The following is a 19,279-nucleotide window of genomic DNA, read 5'->3' as shown; positions in this document are numbered from 1 at the left end:
ACTAATATATGGAAAATATATGGTGTGGACTCCACAAGTGCTCGCTGCTGCGCTGCAGAATATCCATGATTTAAATATTAAAACTCATAATAATGAGCAGTCATTAATAGTTGAAATGGATGATTATGGCGATCTGCAACTCAATATTTTATTTACTTCCCGCCAGATGATAATTGAAACTATTATTTGCCCGGTGAATGATATTCAACGCCAGCACGAATTCAATCTCTTTTTGTTACGTCATCAAAAACTTCTGCCGCTGTCTTCTGTGGGCATTTCTCGCGTTCAGCTTGAGGAATATTACGTTGCGTTTGGTGCACTGTCGCTGAATTCATCTTTGGATGACGTTGTCCTTGAGATGAAAACGTTAGCCGATAATGCGCTGGATCTGGCTGAAATCACTGAAGAATACACGCACTAATACCAAGGAATGCTATTAATGGGAATTTTGAAAAGCCTGTTCACTCTCGGCAAGTCAGTGATTTCGCAAGCGGAAGAATCAATTGAAGAAGCACAGGGTGTGCGGATGCTGGAGCAACATATTCGTGATGCGAAAGGTGAACTGGATAAAGCCGGGAAATCGCGGGTGGATCTGTTGGCGCGCGTGAAGCTCAGCAACGACAAACTGAAAGATCTGCGTGACCGTAAATCCACGCTGGAAACGCGAGCGATGGAAGCGCTGAGTAAAAACGTTAATCCATCCTTGATAAATGAAGTTGCGGAAGAGATTGCCCGCCTCGAGAATATTATCGCAGCTGAAGAGCAAGTGCTTACTAACCTTGAGGCGTCGCGCGATGGCGTTGAAAAAGCGGTGAACGCAACCGCACAACGGATTGCGCAGTTTGAACAGCAGCTTGAGGTGGTAAAGGCAACGGAAGCGATGCAGCGCGCTCAGCAGGCGGTGACCACGTCGACCGTGGGCGCATCATCCAGCGTGTCTACAGCCGCAGAGTCGCTCAAGCGCTTACAAACACGGCAGGCAGAGCGTCAGGCCCGCCTGGATGCGGCTGCGCAGCTGGAAAAGGTTGCCGATGGGCGTGGCCTCGACGAGAAGCTGGCCGAAGCTGGCATTGGGGCGACCAGTAAAAGTTCGGCTCAGGATGTGCTGGCGAGGCTACAGCGGCAGCAAGGCGAGTAACCGCAGGGGGCTGTCAGTAGCTGATTAGTGATTAAGGGAAAATGATGACGAGTTTTTTCCAGCGTTTATTTGGTAAAGCAGTTGCCGATGCGCCAGTACGCGGACCGTTGGGATTACATCTGAATGCCGGATTTACGCTCAACACGCTGGCGTTTCGTCTGCTGGAAGGGTCTTTACTGATCGAATTACCCGGCGAAGAGTACACCGTTGCTGCGATTAGCCATATTGATTTGGGGGGAGGAAGCCAGATTTTCCGCTACTACACCTCTGGAGAGGAGTTTCTGCAAATCAATACCACGGGCGGCTCAGATATTGATGATATCGACGATATCAAATTTTTTGTTTATGCAGAAAGTTATGGGATTTCGCAGAAAAAACACTGGCAGTCTGCCATTAGCCCATCCGTGATAGGTGCGCCAACGCTTAACTGGCAGGAAGAGTGCTGGCAGCGCTTTTTTAACGATGAAGAACCGGGAAACATTGAGCCGGTTTATATGCTGGAAAAAGTGGAAAATCATCAGCATGCCACATGGGATGTCCATAATTTTACTATGGGCTACCAGCGGCAGGTTACAGATGACACCTGGGAATACCTGCTGTTAAACGGTGAAGAGTCGTTCAATGAGCAGGGTGAGCCCGAGTGGGTATTTTCGCGGGCGTTAGGTGTAGATATTCCATTAACATCACTTAATATTATTGGTTAATTTCAGGGACAGTGACAATGCACATACTGGATTCATTACTGGCTTTTTGCGCCTATTTTTTTATTGGCGCAGCCATGGTGATCATTTTTCTGATCATCTATTCAAAGATTACGCCGCACAATGAATGGCAACTGATTAAAAATAATAATACGGCGGCATCGCTGGCATTTAGCGGTACATTACTTGGCTATGTTGTTCCGCTATCCAGCGCGGCAATAAATGCTGTAAGCATCCCGGACTATTTTTGTTGGGGGGTAATTGCACTGATAATCCAGCTCATTATCTACGGTAGTGTGCGTTTATACATGCCACAGCTGAGCGAAAAAATTATTAATCACAATACCGCCGCGGGATTATTTATGGGGACCGCTGCTCTGGCGGGTGGTATTTTTAATGCTGCCTGCATGACATGGTAATGGAAGATCATGGCAAGAAAACGTAAATCCGGAAACAAAGACAAGGCGTCACGGCATTCTGCCATCACGCGAATCGATCGCCCGGTTAATCCCTTTGCAAAAAAACGCAGTCGTTACAGCGGAAAGTATCTGACGCTGGCCATTATGGGGGGAGCGGCATTTTTCATCCTAAGAGGGTGCGCGGATGACGGCAATACCGATAACGATGGAGACGGTACATTTTACTCTACGGTGAGTGGATGTATTGACGATGGTAATAGCGCCACCGTTTGTGCCGATGGCTGGAACAATGCGAAATCAGAATTCTACTCTGACCTGCCAAAGCAAATGAGCAAGGAGAGTTGCCAGACGCAGTTTGGCGACTGTTATCTCGACAGCACCGACCAAAGCTGGGTGCCGGTGTTCACCGGTTTTTTACTCAGCCGGGCGATTCGTCAAGATCGTGATGAACGGTATGTCTACAGCAGCGGCGGTTCTTCTTATGCCTCGCGTCCGGTCTGGCGTACGACTTCCGGGGATTATAGCTGGCGTTCTGGTAGCGGAAAAAATGATACCGCAACCAGCCATAGCTATTCGACGAAGAAAGTCTCGACGGTTTCACGCGGCGGCTACGGACGTTCATCCAGCGCACGTGGGCATTGGGGAGGTTAACGATGCTGCGACATGATGTCCCTGTTCGGCAAGATCTGGACAGGATCGCATACGATCACGGTTTCGATTTTCATATTATCGATAACGAAATCTACTGGGATGAGAGTCGGGCATACCGCTTTACGCTCCGGCAAGTGGAAGAGCAGATCGAAAAGCCTACTGCGGAGTTGCACCAGATGTGTCTGGATGTCGTCGAGCGGGCAGTTAACAATGAACAGATTATGCAGCAATTGGCGATCCCGCCCCTGTACTGGGATGTGATTGCCGAAAGCTGGCGTCATCGCGATCCTTCTCTGTACGGTCGAATGGATTTTGTTTGGTGCGGCAATAATTCCCCTGTCAAGCTACTGGAATACAACGCGGATACGCCAACGTCGCTCTACGAATCGGCGTATTTTCAGTGGCTATGGCTCGAAGATGTCCGCCGTAGTGGGGCGATCCCGCGTGACGCCGACCAGTATAATGCCATTCAGGAACGGCTAATCTCCCGTTTTGCTGAGCTTTATAGTCCCGAGCCCTTCTATTTCTGCTGCTGTGAAGATACCGATGAAGATCGGACCACGGTGTTGTATTTACAGGATTGCGCGCAACAGGCTGGGCAAGAGTCACGGTTTATTTATGTCGAGGAACTGGGGCTTGGCGTCGGCGGTGTTCTTACGGATCTGGATGACAACGTTATTCGTCGCGCCTTTAAGCTCTATCCTTTGGAGTGGATGATGCGCGATGAAAATGGCCCTTTGCTGCGCCATCGCCGTGAACAGTGGGTTGAGCCGTTGTGGAAGAGTGTACTCAGCAATAAAGGGCTGATGCCTTTGCTGTGGCGATTTTTTCCCAACCATCCCAATCTGCTCCCCGCCTGGTTTGACGGTGAAACGCCACAAGTTGCGGCTGGTGAAAGCTATGTGCGTAAACCGCTATTTTCCCGTGAAGGGGGAAACGTCACGATTTTTGATGGTCAGCAACAGGTTATTGAGTATGCTGAGGGTGACTACGCCGAAGAACCAATGATCTACCAGGCGTTTCAACCGCTGCCGCACTTTGGCGACAGCTATACGCTAATCGGCAGTTGGCTCGTCGACGATGAAGCGTGTGGTATGGGGATCCGCGAGGATAATACGTTGATCACTAAAGATACTTCTCGTTTTATTCCTCACTATATCGCTGGCTAATGATGCTTTTGTGATCTTTCTCCACCGTCATGCACGCAGCTGCGACCATACTTAATGGCGCAGCCGTTGAAGGAGGGAGACACAATGCACTGGCAAACGCATACCGTTTTTAACCAACCTGTACCGCTCAATAACAGCAACTTATACCTGTCCGATGGCGCACTGTGTGAAGCCGTTGCTCGCGAAGGCGCGGGCTGGGACAGCGATCTTCTCGCCAGTATTGGCCAGCAATTAGGGACCGCGGAATCGCTTGAGTTGGGCCGCCTGGCCAATGCCTTTCCCCCCGAATTATTGCGTTACGATCCGCAAGGGCAACGACTGGATGATGTGCGGTTTCATCCCGCGTGGCATTTACTGATGCAGGGATTGTGCGCAAACCGCGTGCATAACCTGGCCTGGGAAGAGGAGGCCAGGCAGGGCACGTTTGTTGCCCGGGCTGCACGTTTTATGCTGCATGCGCAGGTGGAGGCGGGCACCTTGTGCCCGATAACCATGACCTTTGCCGCCACGCCGCTGTTACTGCAGATGCTACCTTCACAATTTCATGATTGGTTTACCCCTCTGCGCAGCGATCGCTATGACTCACATTTGCTGCCCGGTGGACAAAAGCGTGGGGTGCTGATTGGTATGGGAATGACGGAGAAGCAAGGGGGTTCAGATGTGCTGAGCAATACCACTCAGGCTGAACGTCTTGCAGATGGCTCATATCGCCTGGTGGGACATAAATGGTTTTTCTCCGTGCCGCAAAGCGATGCGCATTTGGTACTGGCGCAGACAAGGGGGGGCTTATCCTGCTTTTTTATGCCGCGATTCTTGCCTGATGGTCGACGCAACGCCATCCGCCTTGAACGCCTGAAAGATAAGCTCGGTAACCGTTCTAATGCCAGTTGCGAGGTCGAGTTTCAGGATGCTATCGGCTGGCTGCTGGGCGAGGAAGGGGAAGGTATTCGCCACATCCTGAAAATGGGCGGTATGACGCGTTTCGACTGCGCGCTGGGTAGTCACAGTATGATGCGACGTGCTTTTTCCGTGGCGATTTATCATGCACATCAGCGACAGGTATTTGGTAAACCTTTGATCGAACAACCGATGATGCGTCAGGTACTAAGCCGAATGGCATTGCAGTTGGAAGGGCAGACCGCATTACTGTTTCGGCTGGCGCGAGCCTGGGATCGCCGCACCGATGCGAAAGAAGCCCTGTGGGCCAGATTATTCACACCCGCAGCGAAATTTGCCATCTGCAAAAATGGCATGCCGTTTGTTGCCGAGGCGATGGAAGTGCTGGGCGGAATTGGCTATTGCGAGGAGAGTGAGTTGCCGCGTTTGTACCGTGAAATGCCGGTAAACAGTATCTGGGAAGGCTCCGGCAACATCATGTGTCTTGATGTATTGCGGGTACTGACGAAACAACCCGGCATGTACGATATGCTCAGTGAGGCTTTTGCCGAAGTAAAAGGGCAAGATCGTCATTACGATCGGATGGTGCGTCAGTTGCAGCAACACCTGCGTAAGCCCAGTGAGGCGTTGGCGAGGGAGATTACGCAGCAGCTTTTTCTGCTCGGGTGTGGCGCGCAGGTACTGCGTTATGCCTCTCCGCCAGTCGCGCAGGCCTGGTGTCAGATGATGTTGGATACGCGTGGTGTAAAACAGTTGTCTGCACAGGTGCAGAGTGATTTGCTACTGCGGGCGACGGGAGGAATACGGTAAGACTATGCCAGATGGCGATGCTGTCGCGTCGTATCCTGCCTACGTTCAATACCGGCAGGATACGTTTACGCCATCCGGCAATCTGTTATGCATAAAGTATGGCCTGTACGCGCCAGTTATCTGGCTGCTGTTCTTCATACATCTGAATAATCCGGTACCATGAGGCACCTTGTTCATCCGCTTTTAACGCCACAACGCGTTCTACATCCTGCGGGTTTCCTGCAATGTTACTGACCGATATCAGGCCAATTTCGTTCAGGCCTGTTACGCAGTCAGCACTGGCGAACTCGGCAGACTGCGCCGTTGTACCTACCAGTCCGGCAGAAAGCAGCAGTGAGGATAAGGCAAGTGATTGTTTCATAGTCAGCTCCATTATTCGTACCCCTACACATGGCAGGGCATTCCATCGCGATAATAAACCTCAAGCTCCCTGCTGTTGGTTTATTGTGCACAGGTAAACGCATAGGGGCGCAAAGCAATGTAAAGCTGACTAAATTTCAACCCAATGTTATTTACGATACAAAATAGCTTGTGAATACCATTGGCCTGTCACTACGGTCTCATCAACTAATAAGACAACGTAATAATCAGCTTTAGCCGCGACGGCTTTGGCACGGATCTCTGCCAGCGCATCATCTGGAGAGCCTCTTACCAGCGCATTGACTGTCCCTATTCGCTGCAACCCGTTGCTCTGGTCGCGGCGGATTTCTTGCGGGTGGTCGGCTACGGGCGGTGCAGGTTGTGGTGTACCCTGTAATACGCTACAGGCGCTTAAAAACGTCACCAGCAACAAAGAGGCAAACCGACGCATAACTCTATCTCGTTTCCTGATAGCCATAGTGTAGTGCCTTATTAAATTCCCTTTAGGGGAATGTTCCCGAATTGTTATCTCTCACGCGATTTTCGAATGAAAATGTTGCGAAAGCGTAACCCAGTTCTCAACATTATGAATCATTGCTGAACACATTCACTTGCGTTAAGTATTTCTCCATGGCATACCAGAAAAAAAGAGGCGACAAATGATCGAAATTGAAACACGCCAGCTGGCTGGTATCCCTGTCCTGCACGCCGTTCCTGCGGGTAAACGCGAGTGCTCACTCCCTTGTATTATCTTCTATCACGGGTTTACCTCTTCAAGTCTGGTCTACAGCTATTTTGCCGTTGCTCTGGCACAGGCCGGATTCCGGGTCGTGATGCCAGATGCGCCCGATCATGGCGCACGCTCGACGAGTGACGCTCAGGGGAGAATGTATCGCTTCTGGCAGATTTTGCAGCAAAATATGCAGGAGTTTGCGACGTTACGTGCGGCGCTGGTGGCAGAAAATTGGCTATCAGATGAACGTCTTGCCGTCGGAGGAGCCTCAATGGGGGCAATGACGGCTCTGGGCATTATGGCGCGTCATCCTGACGTAAAATGTGCAGCGAGCCTGATGGGTTCGGGGTATTTTACCCGGCTTGCACAAACGCTTTTCCCCCCCGTAGTGGTTCAGACGCCAGAACAGCAGGCGGAATTTGATAAGATTATCGCCCCACTGGCCGAGTGGGATGTTACACATCAGTTGCAACGTCTGGCCGACAGACCATTACTGTTGTGGCATGGCCAGGATGACGATGTGGTTCCGGCTGTGGAAACGTTCCGTTTGCAGCAGGCGTTAATTCAGGCAGGTCTGGATAACAATCTAACCTGCCTGTGGGAAGCGGGTGTCCGACACCGCATCACGCCAGAAGCGCTCGCTGCGACAGTATCGTTTTTCCGCCAGCACCTCTAAACCCGTAAAATGTTCACGCCCTGAGCTTCAAGTTGTTCCAGGATCTCAGGGTTAGCATTTTTGCCGGTAATCAGCATATCGATTTGATCGGCACGGCTGAACAACATTCCCGCACGTTCTCCAACTTTACTGCTATCGACCAGCACCACCAGTTTACCGACCACGTTGAGCATCTTTTGCTCGGCCATTGCTGTCAGCATATCGGTTTTATACAGTCCATCAGCGGTCAGCCCTTTACCACTCGTAAACATCCAGTGTCCGGCATACAGGCTATTTTCGCTGCCCTGTGGGCTAAGTGTGATGGATTGGCTCTTGTTGTATTGCCCTCCCATGATGATCACGCTTTCATGCTCCTGGTCGATCAGATAGTTTGCCAGCGGCAGATAATTGGTGATGATCTGCACGGGTTTGCCGCACATTTCGCGTCCGAGCAGGAAGGCGGTTGATCCGCAGTTGATCACCACGCTTTCGCCTGCATTCACTAACTGGGATGCCGCTTTGGCAATGCGAACTTTTTCATCGTGATTCTGTGCCTGGTGCAGATTCATCGGTGTCCAGCGTGGGCGCTGCTGGGTAATGGCTTCTGCGCCGTTACGGACTTTCTTGAGTTTGCCGCTTTCGTCGAGCTTGTTGATATCCCTGCGTGCTGTGGCCGGTGAAATCCCCAGGCGCTCAATTACGTTCTCAACGGTAACAAAGCCCAATTGCGCCAGCATATCCAGCAATATTTGATGTCTTTGTGCTTCAGTCATGAGCTATTCCGATACAAATTGATTTGAAAAGATGATATTTGAAATAGCCTGGAAATACTAAGTAAATGGGAAAAAATGCCGGGAGAAACCGGCATTTTGTATGGATTACAGGAAGGATTTAAACGGTAAATCCGGCTCAATCGTAAAGCAGTCATCAAAGCCGCGTGGATAGTGATATTCGAAGTTATCTTTATCCAGTGGCCAGGTGAACTTGCCGCCGACCTGCCAGATAAACGGTTTGAAATTATACTTCAGCCGATCTTTTTTCATGTCCCACAGGACGCGGATCTCCTGTGGATCAGCCTGAAAGTTTGACCAGATATCATGATGGAAAGGGATCACCACTTTTGTATTCAAGGATTCCGCCATACGCAGTATGTCGGAGCTGGTCATCTTGTCCGTAATCCCACGCGGGTTTTCACCGTAGGAGCCGAGCGCGACGTCGATCTGATACTCATTTCCGTGCTTGGCGTAGTAGTTTGAGTAGTGGGAGTCGCCACTGTGGTACAACGTGCCGCCCGGAGTCTTGAACAGATAGTTGACTGCGCGTGCATCCATACCATCTGGCAGAACGCCTGCGGCTTTTTGGTCGGCTGGCAGGGTGATTAACGCAGTACGGTCGAACGCGTCAAGCGCATGAATTTCAATATCTTTTATCTTAACAACATCACCTGGTTTTACCACAATACAGCGCTCTTGTGGTACGCCCCAACCTATCCACAGATCGACACAGGTTTGTGGTCCAATAAACGGGACATTGTCAGCACAGTTCTGCATGATGGCAGCGGCGACATTCACATCAATGTGATCGTTATGATCGTGCGTAGCAAGAACCGCATCGATCTGACGAATAGCAAACGGATCAAGGACAAACGGCGTCGTGCGCAGATTGGGTTGTAGTTTCTTTACACCCGCCATGCGCTGCATTTGGTGGCCGGTTTTCATCAGTGGATTGCCGTGGCTTTGTTTACCGGTGCCGCACCAGAAATCGACGCAGACGTTCGTCCCGCCTTCCGACTTCAGCCAAATTCCAGTACAGCCAAGCCACCACATCGCAAAGGTGCCCGGTGCAACCTGTTCCTGCTCGATCTCTTCATTTAGCCAACTTCCCCATTCCGGGAATGTGTTCAGGATCCATGATTCACGCGTGATGCTTTTTACTTTACTCATCGCATTTACCCTCATGTTTATTCATATCGAATCATAACGTGATTTAATTTGATTGATACTGACATCATTTTATCAAGAAGGCAATGTGCTGATTTTTTATGTCACCGCAAGGAATGGGGAGAATTCACAGGGTTATAAGTTGTTTTTGTATCAGTGTTTAATTGTATTTATTTGTTTTATCAGAGGTTATTTTTTTACTGCTGAATAACGAACAAGACCTTTCTTACAGTGAGAGAATTATTTGCGTACTGCATCACATTTAATCAAATTCAATCTTGTTGTGATTACTTTTGAAAACTAGAGTGGGGGCACAACATCCTGGGCATCTGTAATGAATGTTCAGCAACTTCGTCTACTGGAGATCGTTATGGAGATCCTCTACAACATCTTTACCGTCTTTTTTAATCAGGTTATGACTAACGCCCCACTGCTGCTGGGGATTGTGACCTGTCTCGGCTACATCTTGCTGCGTAAAAGTGTCAGCGTCATTATCAAAGGCACGATCAAAACGATCATCGGCTTTATGTTGCTGCAGGCAGGGTCCGGCATCCTGACCAGCACGTTCAAACCGGTAGTGGCTAAGATGTCTGAGGTCTATGGCATCAATGGGGCAATTTCAGATACCTATGCCTCAATGATGGCAACCATTGAACGCATGGGGGATGCCTATAGCTGGGTGGGGTATGCGGTGCTGTTAGCGCTGGCGCTGAATATTTGTTACGTACTTCTTCGACGTATTACCGGTATCCGCACCATCATGTTGACCGGACACATCATGTTCCAACAGGCGGGGCTGATTGCGGTTTCTCTGTATATCTTTGGTTACCCGATGTGGACCACCATTATCTGTACGGCGGTACTGGTGTCGCTCTATTGGGGTATTACCTCCAACATGATGTATAAGCCGACGCAAGAAGTGACCGATGGCTGTGGCTTCTCCATTGGTCACCAGCAGCAGTTCGCCTCCTGGATTGCTTACAAAATTGCCCCCTATCTCGGTAAGAAAGAAGAGAGTGTCGAAGACCTTAAACTGCCGGGCTGGCTGAATATCTTCCATGACAACATCGTATCGACCGCGATAGTGATGACTCTTTTCTTCGGCGCAATTCTGCTCTCTTTTGGTATTGATGTAGTCCAGGTGATGGCGGGAAAAACGCACTGGACGGTGTATATCCTGCAAACTGGTTTCTCGTTCGCTGTTGCCATTTTCATCATCACCCAGGGTGTGCGTATGTTCGTTGCTGAACTTTCAGAAGCGTTCAACGGTATTTCTCAACGTTTGATTCCTGGGGCAGTACTGGCGATTGACTGTGCGGCGATATACAGCTTTGCCCCAAACGCTGTGGTCTGGGGTTTTATGTGGGGCACCATCGGTCAACTGATTGCTGTTGGCATTCTGGTAGGCCTCGGCTCTTCCATTCTGATTATTCCCGGCTTTATTCCAATGTTCTTCTCTAACGCCACTATCGGCGTATTTGCTAACCATTTTGGCGGCTGGCGAGCGGCGCTTAAGATTTGTCTGGTGATGGGCATGATCGAAATATTTGGCTGTGTCTGGGCGGTAAAACTCACCGGTATGAGCGCCTGGATGGGAATGGCTGACTGGTCGATTCTGGCTCCACCCATGATGCAAGGGTTTGCCTCTATCGGACTGATTTTTATGGCCGTCATTATTCTGATTGCACTGGCTTATATGTTTTTCGCAGGTCGCACGTTGCGCGCTGAGGAAGACGCAGAAAAACAACTGGCAGAACAGTCTGCTTAATAAGGAGTTCCGATTATGACCGTACGTATTCTGGCTGTATGTGGCAACGGACAGGGCAGTTCCATGATCATGAAAATGAAGGTGGATCAGTTTTTAACTCAGTCAAATATTGACCACACGGTGAATAGCTGTGCAGTGGGTGAGTACAAAAGTGAACTGAGCGGCGCGGACATCATCATCGCCTCTACTCACATCGCCGGCGAAATTACCGTTTCTGGCAATAAGTATGTTGTAGGGGTGCGCAACATGCTGTCTCCCGCTGATTTTGGTCCAAAACTGCTGGAAGTGATTAAAGAACACTTTCCGCAGGACGTGAAGTAAGGACACGGAATATGAAACTACGAGATTCGCTGGCGGACAATAACGCCATCCTTTTACAGGCTGACGCCAGTAACTGGCAGAACGCGGTAAAGCTGGGCGTGGATCTGCTGGTTAAGGCTGATGTGGTCGAGCCACGCTACTACCAGGCTATTCTCGACGGGGTTGCACAGCACGGTCCTTATTTTGTGATTGCCCCTGGGCTGGCTATGCCGCATGGCCGCCCTGAAGAGGGGGTTAAAAAAACCGGTTTTGCGTTGGTCACGCTGAAAACACCGTTAGTGTTCAACCATGAAGATAATGACCCGGTCGACATCCTGATCACAATGGCGGCGGTTGATGCTAATACGCATCAGGAAGTCGGCATCATGCAGATCGTTAACCTGTTTGATGATGAAGCCAATTTTGACCGTTTACGCGCCTGCCGCACCGCGCAGGAAGTGCTGGATTTAATTGATAACGCCACTGCGGCGGCTGTTTAAAGGAACAATAAAATGTCATTACCTATGTTGCAGGTTGCGCTGGATAACCAATCAATGGCTTCTGCGTATGAAACGACGCGGCTGATTGCCGAAGAGGTGGATATTATTGAGGTCGGCACCATCCTTTGTGTTGCTGAAGGCGTACGCGCCGTACGTGATCTGAAGGCGCTCTATCCACATAAAATTGTGCTGGCGGATGCCAAAATTGCCGATGCGGGAAAAATCCTGTCGCGGATGTGCTTTGAAGCCAATGCCGACTGGGTCACTGTGATTTGCTGTGCAGATATCAACACTGCCAAAGGTGCGCTGGAAGTGGCGCACGAGTTTAACGGCGACGTACAGATTGAACTGACTGGCTATTGGACGTGGGAACAAGCACAAGAGTGGCGCGAAGCGGGTATTGGGCAGGTGGTATATCACCGCAGCCGCGATGCGCAGGCGGCCGGTGTGGCATGGGGGGAGGCGGATATCAGTGCCATCAAACGTCTGTCTGATATGGGCTTCAAGGTCACCGTTACCGGGGGGCTGGCGCTGGAAGACCTGCCGCTGTTCCAGGGGATTCCGATTCATGTCTTTATTGCTGGTCGCAGCATCCGCGACGCCGCCTCTCCGGTGGAGGCTGCGCGTCAGTTCAAACGTTCCATTGCCCAACTGTGGGGATAAGGAGCGGACATGTTGTCAAAACAGATCCCACTTGGCATCTATGAAAAAGCGCTCCCCGCCGGGGAGTGTTGGCTGGCGCGCCTACGCCTGGCAAAGGAGTTGGGTTTTGACTTTGTTGAAATGTCGGTTGATGAAACCGACGCGCGCCTGTCGCGGCTTGACTGGAGCCGCGAACAGCGTCTGACGCTGGTCACCGCTATTGCCGAAACCGGTGTGCGTGTCCCCTCTATGTGCCTGAGCGCCCACCGTCGTTTCCCGCTGGGTAGTGAAGATGATGCGGTACGCGAGCAGGGGCTTGAGATTATGCGTAAAGCGATTCGGTTTGCACAAGATATCGGCATTCGCGTTATTCAGTTAGCTGGGTATGACGTCTACTATCAGCAGGCCAACAACGAAACGCGTCGCCGTTTTCGCGATGGCCTAAAGGAAAGTGTCGAGATGGCGAGTCGCGCACAGGTCACACTGGCGATGGAGATCATGGATTATCCGTTGATGAATTCGATCAGTAAGGCGCTGGGCTATGCCCACTACCTCAATAATCCGTGGTTCCAGCTCTATCCTGACATTGGCAATTTGTCGGCGTGGGATAATGACGTACAGATGGAACTGCAGGCGGGTGTTGGGCATATCGTGGCGGTGCATGTGAAAGATACCCGGCCGGGTATCTTTAAAAATGTCCCCTTCGGTGAAGGAGTTGTTGATTTCGAACGCTGTTTCGAGACGCTCAAGCAGAGTGGGTATTGCGGGCCATACCTGATTGAAATGTGGAGTGAAACGGCGGAGAACCCCGTGCTAGAAGTGGCAAAGGCGCGCGATTGGGTGAAAGCGCGGATGGCCAGTGCCGGTCTGATGGAGGCAACATGATACAAGAGCTCAAGCAGCAGGTTTTTGCAGCTAACATGGATCTTCCACGCTACGGGCTGGTGACCTTTACCTGGGGCAACGTCAGCGCCATCAATCGTGAACATGGGCTGGTGGTGATTAAACCTAGCGGTGTTGCCTACGAAACCATGCAGGTCGACGACATGGTGGTGGTAGATTTGGACGGAAACGTGGTTGAAGGGCGCTATCGCCCTTCATCTGACACGGCCACGCATCTGGCGCTGTACTGCCGTTATCCGTCGCTTGGCGGCGTGGTGCATACCCACTCAACTCATGCCACAGCGTGGGCGCAAGCGGGGCAGTCCATTCCGGCGCTTGGCACAACGCATGCAGATTACTTCTTTGGCGATATTCCCTGTACCAGGGCGTTAAACGAAGCAGAAGTGCAGGACGAATATGAGTTGAATACCGGTAAGGTCATCATTGAAACACTGGGAGACGTTGCGCCACTGCATACGCCTGGCGTCGTCGTGTATCAGCATGGCCCGTTTGCCTGGGGCAAAGATGCTCACGATGCGGTACATAACGCGGTGGTGATGGAAGAGGTGGCAAAAATGGCGTGGATTGCGCGTGGCATTAATCCGGCGCTAAACCCCATTGATGGTTATCTGATGAAAAAGCATTTTATGCGTAAGCATGGACCCGATGCTTATTACGGGCAGAAGTGAAACGTTGCCCCGGGCTACGTACACTTCTGGGTGTGTGTAACCGATCCGCTCGGGGTAACGCCTTCATGCAAAAAAAGCCCCCAATAAAGGGGGCAAGTCAAACTGTGGCAATGTTCTCGTTGGTTATTTCCGGGTGCTAGCGATAAATGTCTGCGCTGGCGTGTATGTTGCCGTTACTACCGGGTTCTCTGATGAGGATCTCGTGGTAGTAAGTTGCGCCTTGCGCATCTGTCTCTTCGTTCAGAGCTTGAGTGGCTTCACTTTCAGTGGCGAAGTTATGATTTATGTAAATTACGCCTAAGCTCTGTACATCATCCATATTTCTGGCCTGATGATTGTCAATTTTGATGGCTGCCATTGCATTTGCGCTCAGCAAAAGCACAGCCAGAAGGGTCAAAACACGGGCTCGCATATGTACCTCCTCGACTGCGGTCTTTGGTTGCTTGTCTCCTGTGAGTCGTTAGCTTCTGATGTAATTTTAACCGCAACCAACGTAGTCGATAGCGACCATTTCTGATGCAGTTGTTCAAAAAATTACCGCATTGCCATCTTTCCTTTAATTAACAGTCAGCTGATATCTACCGCTGCGATAAAAAATACCTGTTTCCCAGGCATAAACTCTTACCAAATTGTCAATTTTACCAGAGGAGTACGCCGTTTATAGTGGGCTGAATAATCAACATAACTTTATGATTATAAGGCAAAAACTTATGGATACTTCATTCATGGATTTCAGCTACTTTGTGATTATGTTTATGGTCGCGCTGGTGGCTGGCTTTATTAACGTGGTGTCTGGCGGAGGCGGGTTTCTCTCTATTGGCGCATTGCTGATTTCCGGTTTACCCCCGGCTAACGCGCTAGCAACCAATAAGATTCAGGCGTTGGGCAGTTCGCTGACCTCTGGGATTTACTTTTTACGCCGGGGACACATCAACGTACAGGAACATAAGTCTGTGTTCTTATCTGCTTTTATTGGTTCGGCGTTAGGTACGACGCTTATTCAGTTCATTGAGCCTGAACTGCTGAGAAAACTGCTGCCGGTACTGATTATTGCTGTCGCTATCTACTTTATTTTTGCGCCTAATCTCAGCGAGCCGAAGAGAAAGCAAAAAGTCTCCCTGTTTCTCTTTTCGTTGATCGGTGGTGGTTGTATTGGTTTTTATGATGGATTTATCGGCGCTGGGGCCGGCTCCTTTTATACGCTCAGCTATATCTTGTTGTGGGGATACAGTATCGATAAGGCGCAAATTCACTCGAATTTTATTAACCTTGCATCGAACATCGCCTCAATTTTGTTCTTCATTTTCGGCGGCAAAATGATCTGGTCGCTGGGACTGGTGATGTTTGCCGGGCAATCGCTCGGCGCGCGTCTTGGCGCAACGGTGGTACTGACGCGCGGGAAGAAAGTTATCCGGCCGATGATTGTCATTGTCTCTATTTGCATCAGCGTCAAAATGCTGCTGGATATGTATTAATGGCGGCATGGTAAATAATCGTACAAGCACCTTGAGTTTACCGGCTGACCCCAGTATTATGACGCGTCATTTTTCAGCCGACCTTTAACACGTTCCTTGCCTCCATGGGCCTCGGCTGACCCAGACAGGAGGCTGAATAATCCGTAAGGAGCAATTCGATGCGTCATTACGAAATCGTTTTTATGGTCCATCCTGACCAGAGCGAACAGGTTCCGGGTATGATCGAACGCTACACTGCTGCCATCACTGGTGCAGAAGGCACGATCCACCGTCTGGAAGACTGGGGCCGCCGTCAGCTGGCTTACCCGATCAACAAACTGCACAAAGCTCACTACGTTCTGATGAACGTTGAAGCGCCGCAGGAAGTGATCGATGAGCTGGAAACTACCTTCCGCTTCAACGATGCCGTTATCCGCAGCATGGTTATGCGTACTAAACACGCTGTTACCGAAGCATCTCCGATGGTTAAAGCGAAAGACGAGCGTCGTGAACGTCGCGATGATTTCGCTAACGAAACCGCAGATGATGCTGAAGCTGGGGATTCTGAAGAGTAATTTCTGATGACCAACCGTCTGGCGTTGTCCGGCACTGTGTGCAGGGCTCCCCTTCGAAAGGTCAGTCCATCAGGAATTCCTCATTGCCAGTTCGTGCTTGAGCATCGTTCTGTGCAGGAGGAAGCCGGGTTTCACCGGCAGGCGTGGTGCCAAATGCCCGTTATTATTAGCGGACACGAAAACCAGGCCATTACTCACAGTATAACGGTCGGTAGCGCAGTGACCGTTCAGGGGTTCATCTCTTGCCATAAGGCAAAGAACGGCCTGAGCAAAATGGTTCTGCATGCCGAGCAGATTGAATTGATAGATTCTGGAGACTAGCCATATGGCACGTTATTTCCGTCGTCGCAAGTTCTGCCGTTTCACCGCGGAAGGCGTTCAAGAGATCGACTATAAAGATATCGCTACGCTGAAAAACTACATCACCGAAAGCGGTAAGATTGTCCCAAGCCGTATCACCGGTACCCGTGCAAAATATCAGCGTCAGCTGGCTCGCGCTATCAAACGCGCTCGCTACCTGTCCCTGCTGCCGTACACTGATCGTCATCAGTAATCGGTCACGGTCCATTAATACGACTTTGAGAGGATAAGGTAATGCAAGTTATTCTGCTTGATAAAGTAGCAAACCTGGGTAGCCTGGGTGATCAGGTTAACGTTAAAGCGGGCTATGCTCGTAACTTCCTGGTACCACAGGGTAAAGCTGTTCCTGCTACCAAGAAAAACGTTGAATTTTTCGAAGCGCGTCGCGCTGAACTGGAAGCCAAACTGGCTGACGTTCTGGCCGCTGCTGAAGCTCGTGCTGAGAAAATCAATGCACTGGAAACCGTAACCATCGCGTCTAAAGCTGGCGACGAAGGTAAACTGTTCGGTTCCATCGGTACTCGCGACATCGCTGACGCTGTAACTGCAGCTGGCGTTGACGTTGCTAAGAGCGAAGTTCGTCTGCCGAACGGCGTTCTGCGTACCACTGGTGAGCACGAAGTGAGCTTCCAGGTTCACAGCGAAGTGTTTGCTAAGCTGACTGTAAACGTAGTTGCAGAATAAGTTTTTATTCTGATGACCGCGTAAAAGCGCCGGCCTTGTGCCGGCGTTTTGCTTTTCTACCCTCCTGTTTTTCGCTCTGGCTATTCTTTGTCCTTTTCGGGATAATCATAAAAATAAAACATTATTTCAAAGTGGTGATGGAATGGAACCAACGCACCAACCTCTGTTCGCGCGTAAAAATGTTGTCTACCTGGGCGCAGCCTTCTGTTGCCTGTTGTGGGGGAGCGCTTATCCAGCGATAAAAAGCGGATACGAGATCTTCCAGATTGCCACGGATGATATTCCGTCAAAAATTGTCTTTGCCGGATATCGTTTCCTGTTTGCGGGATTATTGCTGTTGCTGCTGGCGATGGTGCAACGTAAACCGATTGGCAGGTTAAGCCCACGTCAGTTTGGCCAGCTTACGCTGCTTGGGTTGACGCAAACCTCACTGCAATACATTTTCTTTTATATCGGTCTGGCATTTACGACGGGTGTAAAGGGGTCAATCATGAACGCTACCGGTACATTCTTTAGCGTGCTTCTGGCCCATTTTATCTATCAAAACGACAAACTAAGCTACAACAAAGCGCTGGGTTGTATTCTGGGTTTTACCGGCGTGATGGTGGTGAACTTCAACAGCGGAATGGATTTTAGTTTCAGCCTGTTAGGGGACGGTTCAGTCGTGATGGCGGCCTTTATTCTCTCTGCGGCCACGCTATACGGTAAGCGCATTTCTCAGACGGTAGACCCAACGGTCATGACAGGTTACCAACTGGGGATGGGCGGTCTGGCGCTGGTTATCGGCGGCTATGCTTTTGGCGGGACACTGACCGTACACGGCTCTGCTTCAGTGGCTATTCTGGGTTACCTGACGTTGCTTTCATCGGTGGCCTTCGCGTTGTGGAGCATTTTGCTCAAGTACAACCGCGTGGGAATGATCGCGCCGTTTAACTTCCTGATCCCGGTTTCAGGGGCGGTGCTGTCGTCAATTTTCCTCGGTGAGAACATTCTCGAATGGAAATATGCGGTGGCGCTGGTGCTGGTCTGTTCGGGGATTTGGTGGGTGAATAAGGTGAAGCGGTAACGCCTGATGGCGCTACCGCTTATCAGGCCTACAATTGCGGGGGGCGTAAGCCGGGTAAGGCGAAGCCGCCACCCGGCAATCAGTACATTTAACGGGCGCGAATAAAGCTGCCGTTGGGCTGGCGGGTAAACAACACCTGCTGACCATTTCCGCTATCAATGGTTAACCCGGTCACCACCCCGTTAGCATTCTGCCTGATTTGGATCATCTGGCCGTCTTTCAAATTGCTCAGCGGCTTCCCGGCGCCTTCCACTTGTGCCATTGCGTACACATCTGTTGGCGGAAGGTTATGGTCCCGGAAGACCTGCGCCAGCGTTTTCCCTGAGTCTACGCGGTAGGTACGCCACTGCTGCTCAATACCACTATTCTGCTGAAAGGGCTGTGTCTGAGACTGTGATTGCTGGCTCTGTGGCTGTGTATCGGGATCGCCTTCCTGGATGGGTTCCGGCGCAACGGGAGCCACCTGGCCGGGATCATTTTGTGGTGCGACCAACTGTGCCTGAAGCTGTGCTTCAGTTGGCGGCTGGGACTGCGACTGCAAATCCAGCTGCGCATTACGCGTGACCACCGGGGTATCGTTGGTGTCATTGGAAGGGAGCAGGAAACCTATCACCAGCACGATGGCAGCAGCAATAATGCCACGGCGATGCATAGGCGGTAGCGGGTCCATAATGCGAAAATTGTCCGGTGCATGCCAGATTTTCGCCAGGGTTGGTTTTAATTCAAAGCGCCCGGGCATGGCTTTCCTCCTGCTCCGCGTCTCGTTCCTCTGTCATAGAGTATAGATCGCTAACTCTATGATACTTGTTCAGGTACCCGCTTTCGTGACATTGATACGGGCAATAGCATTGTTTCTTTTTCCTCGCGATTTGTCATCTGTTCCCGA

General features: G+C 50.6%; 26 protein-coding genes. 20 read left to right on the top strand and 6 right to left on the bottom strand.

Features of this window, described 5'->3' with window-relative positions:
* Positions 1-19: 19 nt before the first annotated feature.
* The 7 genes from QMN38_RS16895 (at position 20) to QMN38_RS16865 (ending at position 5,785) form a co-directional block, all read left to right on the top strand.
* Complete coding sequence (locus QMN38_RS16895; protein ID WP_323605410.1) at positions 20-421, top strand: YjfI family protein; 402 nt, start codon at positions 20-22, stop codon at positions 419-421.
* An 18-nt stretch (positions 422-439) separates the two neighbouring features.
* Positions 440-1,138 (top strand): PspA/IM30 family protein, encoded by a 699-nt coding sequence (locus tag QMN38_RS16890; RefSeq protein WP_323605409.1) that lies wholly within the window; start codon positions 440-442, stop codon positions 1,136-1,138.
* 44 nt (positions 1,139-1,182) lie between these two features.
* The gene (locus tag QMN38_RS16885) at positions 1,183-1,842 is read left to right on the top strand and encodes a YjfK family protein (protein ID WP_323605423.1); all 660 of its coding nucleotides are present in this window, start codon (positions 1,183-1,185) and stop codon (positions 1,840-1,842) included.
* Positions 1,843-1,859: 17 nt separating this feature from the next.
* Positions 1,860-2,258: a DUF350 domain-containing protein gene (locus tag QMN38_RS16880; RefSeq protein WP_323605408.1), complete on the top strand. Its 399-nt coding sequence runs from the start codon at positions 1,860-1,862 to the stop codon at positions 2,256-2,258.
* A 9-nt stretch (positions 2,259-2,267) separates the two neighbouring features.
* Positions 2,268-2,909: a DUF1190 domain-containing protein gene (locus QMN38_RS16875; RefSeq protein WP_323605407.1), complete on the top strand. Its 642-nt coding sequence runs from the start codon at positions 2,268-2,270 to the stop codon at positions 2,907-2,909.
* Positions 2,910-2,911: 2 nt separating this feature from the next.
* Positions 2,912-4,078: a glutathionylspermidine synthase family protein gene (locus QMN38_RS16870; RefSeq protein WP_323605406.1), complete on the top strand. Its 1,167-nt coding sequence runs from the start codon at positions 2,912-2,914 to the stop codon at positions 4,076-4,078.
* Positions 4,079-4,162: 84 nt separating this feature from the next.
* A complete protein-coding gene (locus QMN38_RS16865) occupies positions 4,163-5,785 on the top strand; it encodes an isovaleryl-CoA dehydrogenase (protein ID WP_271449155.1) in 1,623 nt (540 codons plus the stop codon).
* A gap of 85 nt (positions 5,786-5,870) precedes the next feature.
* Here the strand turns inward: QMN38_RS16865 and yjfN are convergent, their stop codons facing one another.
* Positions 5,871-6,146 carry a DUF1471 family protease activator YjfN gene (yjfN, locus tag QMN38_RS16860; RefSeq protein WP_005134428.1) on the bottom strand — a complete coding sequence of 92 codons (276 nt, stop codon included), beginning with the start codon at positions 6,144-6,146 and terminating at the stop codon, positions 5,871-5,873.
* 147 nt (positions 6,147-6,293) lie between these two features.
* Positions 6,294-6,623, bottom strand: coding sequence for a biofilm peroxide resistance protein BsmA (bsmA, locus tag QMN38_RS16855; protein ID WP_271440281.1), 330 nt, complete (start codon positions 6,621-6,623; stop codon positions 6,294-6,296).
* Between the two features lie 181 nt (positions 6,624-6,804).
* On the opposite strand from bsmA, the gene yjfP reads away from it, so the two are divergent.
* Positions 6,805-7,554 carry an esterase gene (gene yjfP / locus QMN38_RS16850; protein ID WP_271454069.1) on the top strand — a complete coding sequence of 250 codons (750 nt, stop codon included), beginning with the start codon at positions 6,805-6,807 and terminating at the stop codon, positions 7,552-7,554.
* On the opposite strand, the gene ulaR is transcribed toward yjfP, so the two are convergent.
* Positions 7,551-8,306 carry an HTH-type transcriptional regulator UlaR gene (gene ulaR, locus QMN38_RS16845; RefSeq protein WP_271440283.1) on the bottom strand — a complete coding sequence of 252 codons (756 nt, stop codon included), beginning with the start codon at positions 8,304-8,306 and terminating at the stop codon, positions 7,551-7,553. The two genes, yjfP and ulaR, sit on opposite strands and share 4 nt — an antisense overlap.
* A 105-nt stretch (positions 8,307-8,411) precedes the next feature.
* A complete protein-coding gene (ulaG, locus tag QMN38_RS16840) occupies positions 8,412-9,476 on the bottom strand; it encodes an L-ascorbate 6-phosphate lactonase (RefSeq protein ID WP_271449157.1) in 1,065 nt (354 codons plus the stop codon).
* Between the two features lie 367 nt (positions 9,477-9,843).
* Between ulaG and ulaA the strand changes: the two genes are divergently transcribed.
* From ulaA to QMN38_RS16810, 6 genes are read left to right on the top strand one after another with little or no spacing between them, the layout of a single operon-like run.
* Positions 9,844-11,241: a PTS ascorbate transporter subunit IIC gene (gene ulaA, locus QMN38_RS16835; RefSeq protein ID WP_323605422.1), complete on the top strand. Its 1,398-nt coding sequence runs from the start codon at positions 9,844-9,846 to the stop codon at positions 11,239-11,241.
* Positions 11,242-11,256: 15 nt separating this feature from the next.
* Complete coding sequence (ulaB, locus tag QMN38_RS16830) at positions 11,257-11,562, top strand: PTS ascorbate transporter subunit IIB (protein WP_045439008.1); 306 nt, start codon at positions 11,257-11,259, stop codon at positions 11,560-11,562.
* An 11-nt stretch (positions 11,563-11,573) separates the two neighbouring features.
* Positions 11,574-12,041, top strand: a complete 468-nt coding sequence (gene ulaC / locus QMN38_RS16825) for a PTS ascorbate transporter subunit IIA (protein ID WP_323605405.1) — start codon at positions 11,574-11,576, stop codon at positions 12,039-12,041.
* A gap of 12 nt (positions 12,042-12,053) precedes the next feature.
* Positions 12,054-12,704, top strand: a complete 651-nt coding sequence (ulaD, locus tag QMN38_RS16820) for a 3-keto-L-gulonate-6-phosphate decarboxylase UlaD (protein WP_271440286.1) — start codon at positions 12,054-12,056, stop codon at positions 12,702-12,704.
* Between the two features lie 9 nt (positions 12,705-12,713).
* Positions 12,714-13,568: an L-ribulose-5-phosphate 3-epimerase gene (locus QMN38_RS16815; RefSeq protein ID WP_271440287.1), complete on the top strand. Its 855-nt coding sequence runs from the start codon at positions 12,714-12,716 to the stop codon at positions 13,566-13,568.
* On the top strand, positions 13,568-14,254 hold the full coding sequence (locus QMN38_RS16810) for an L-ribulose-5-phosphate 4-epimerase (RefSeq protein WP_323605421.1): 687 nt from the start codon (positions 13,568-13,570) through the stop codon (positions 14,252-14,254). The genes QMN38_RS16815 and QMN38_RS16810 overlap by 1 nt, the downstream gene beginning before the upstream one ends.
* Positions 14,255-14,390: 136 nt before the next feature.
* Here the strand turns inward: QMN38_RS16810 and yjfY are convergent, their stop codons facing one another.
* The gene (gene yjfY / locus QMN38_RS16805) at positions 14,391-14,666 is read right to left on the bottom strand and encodes a DUF1471 family protein YjfY (protein WP_202039800.1); all 276 of its coding nucleotides are present in this window, start codon (positions 14,664-14,666) and stop codon (positions 14,391-14,393) included.
* A 298-nt stretch (positions 14,667-14,964) separates the two neighbouring features.
* Between yjfY and QMN38_RS16800 the strand changes: the two genes are divergently transcribed.
* The 6 genes from QMN38_RS16800 to QMN38_RS16775 all read left to right on the top strand — a co-directional run bounded on the left by QMN38_RS16800 (position 14,965) and on the right by QMN38_RS16775 (position 18,393).
* Positions 14,965-15,729: a TSUP family transporter gene (locus QMN38_RS16800; RefSeq protein WP_323605404.1), complete on the top strand. Its 765-nt coding sequence runs from the start codon at positions 14,965-14,967 to the stop codon at positions 15,727-15,729.
* A gap of 158 nt (positions 15,730-15,887) precedes the next feature.
* Positions 15,888-16,283, top strand: a complete 396-nt coding sequence (gene rpsF / locus QMN38_RS16795) for a 30S ribosomal protein S6 (protein WP_003025672.1) — start codon at positions 15,888-15,890, stop codon at positions 16,281-16,283.
* A gap of 6 nt (positions 16,284-16,289) precedes the next feature.
* A complete protein-coding gene (priB, locus tag QMN38_RS16790; protein ID WP_003025674.1) occupies positions 16,290-16,604 on the top strand; it encodes a primosomal replication protein N in 315 nt (104 codons plus the stop codon).
* A 4-nt stretch (positions 16,605-16,608) separates the two neighbouring features.
* A complete protein-coding gene (rpsR, locus tag QMN38_RS16785; RefSeq protein ID WP_000135199.1) occupies positions 16,609-16,836 on the top strand; it encodes a 30S ribosomal protein S18 in 228 nt (75 codons plus the stop codon).
* 41 nt (positions 16,837-16,877) lie between these two features.
* Positions 16,878-17,327, top strand: a complete 450-nt coding sequence (gene rplI, locus QMN38_RS16780) for a 50S ribosomal protein L9 (protein WP_137383988.1) — start codon at positions 16,878-16,880, stop codon at positions 17,325-17,327.
* 142 nt (positions 17,328-17,469) lie between these two features.
* Positions 17,470-18,393: a DMT family transporter gene (locus QMN38_RS16775; protein WP_202039798.1), complete on the top strand. Its 924-nt coding sequence runs from the start codon at positions 17,470-17,472 to the stop codon at positions 18,391-18,393.
* Positions 18,394-18,481: 88 nt separating this feature from the next.
* On the opposite strand, the gene QMN38_RS16770 is transcribed toward QMN38_RS16775, so the two are convergent.
* Entirely contained in the window at positions 18,482-19,132 is a 651-nt protein-coding gene (locus QMN38_RS16770) for an OapA family protein (RefSeq protein WP_271440289.1), read from the bottom strand.
* Positions 19,133-19,279 lie beyond the last annotated feature (147 nt).

The organism is Citrobacter sp. R-1.5.2 (assembly GCF_035064245.1).
In the GTDB taxonomy this organism is placed as follows: domain Bacteria; phylum Pseudomonadota; class Gammaproteobacteria; order Enterobacterales; family Enterobacteriaceae; genus Citrobacter.
The sequence above is the reverse complement of the archived record's forward strand: the minus strand, read 5'-3'. Positions and strand labels throughout refer to the sequence as shown.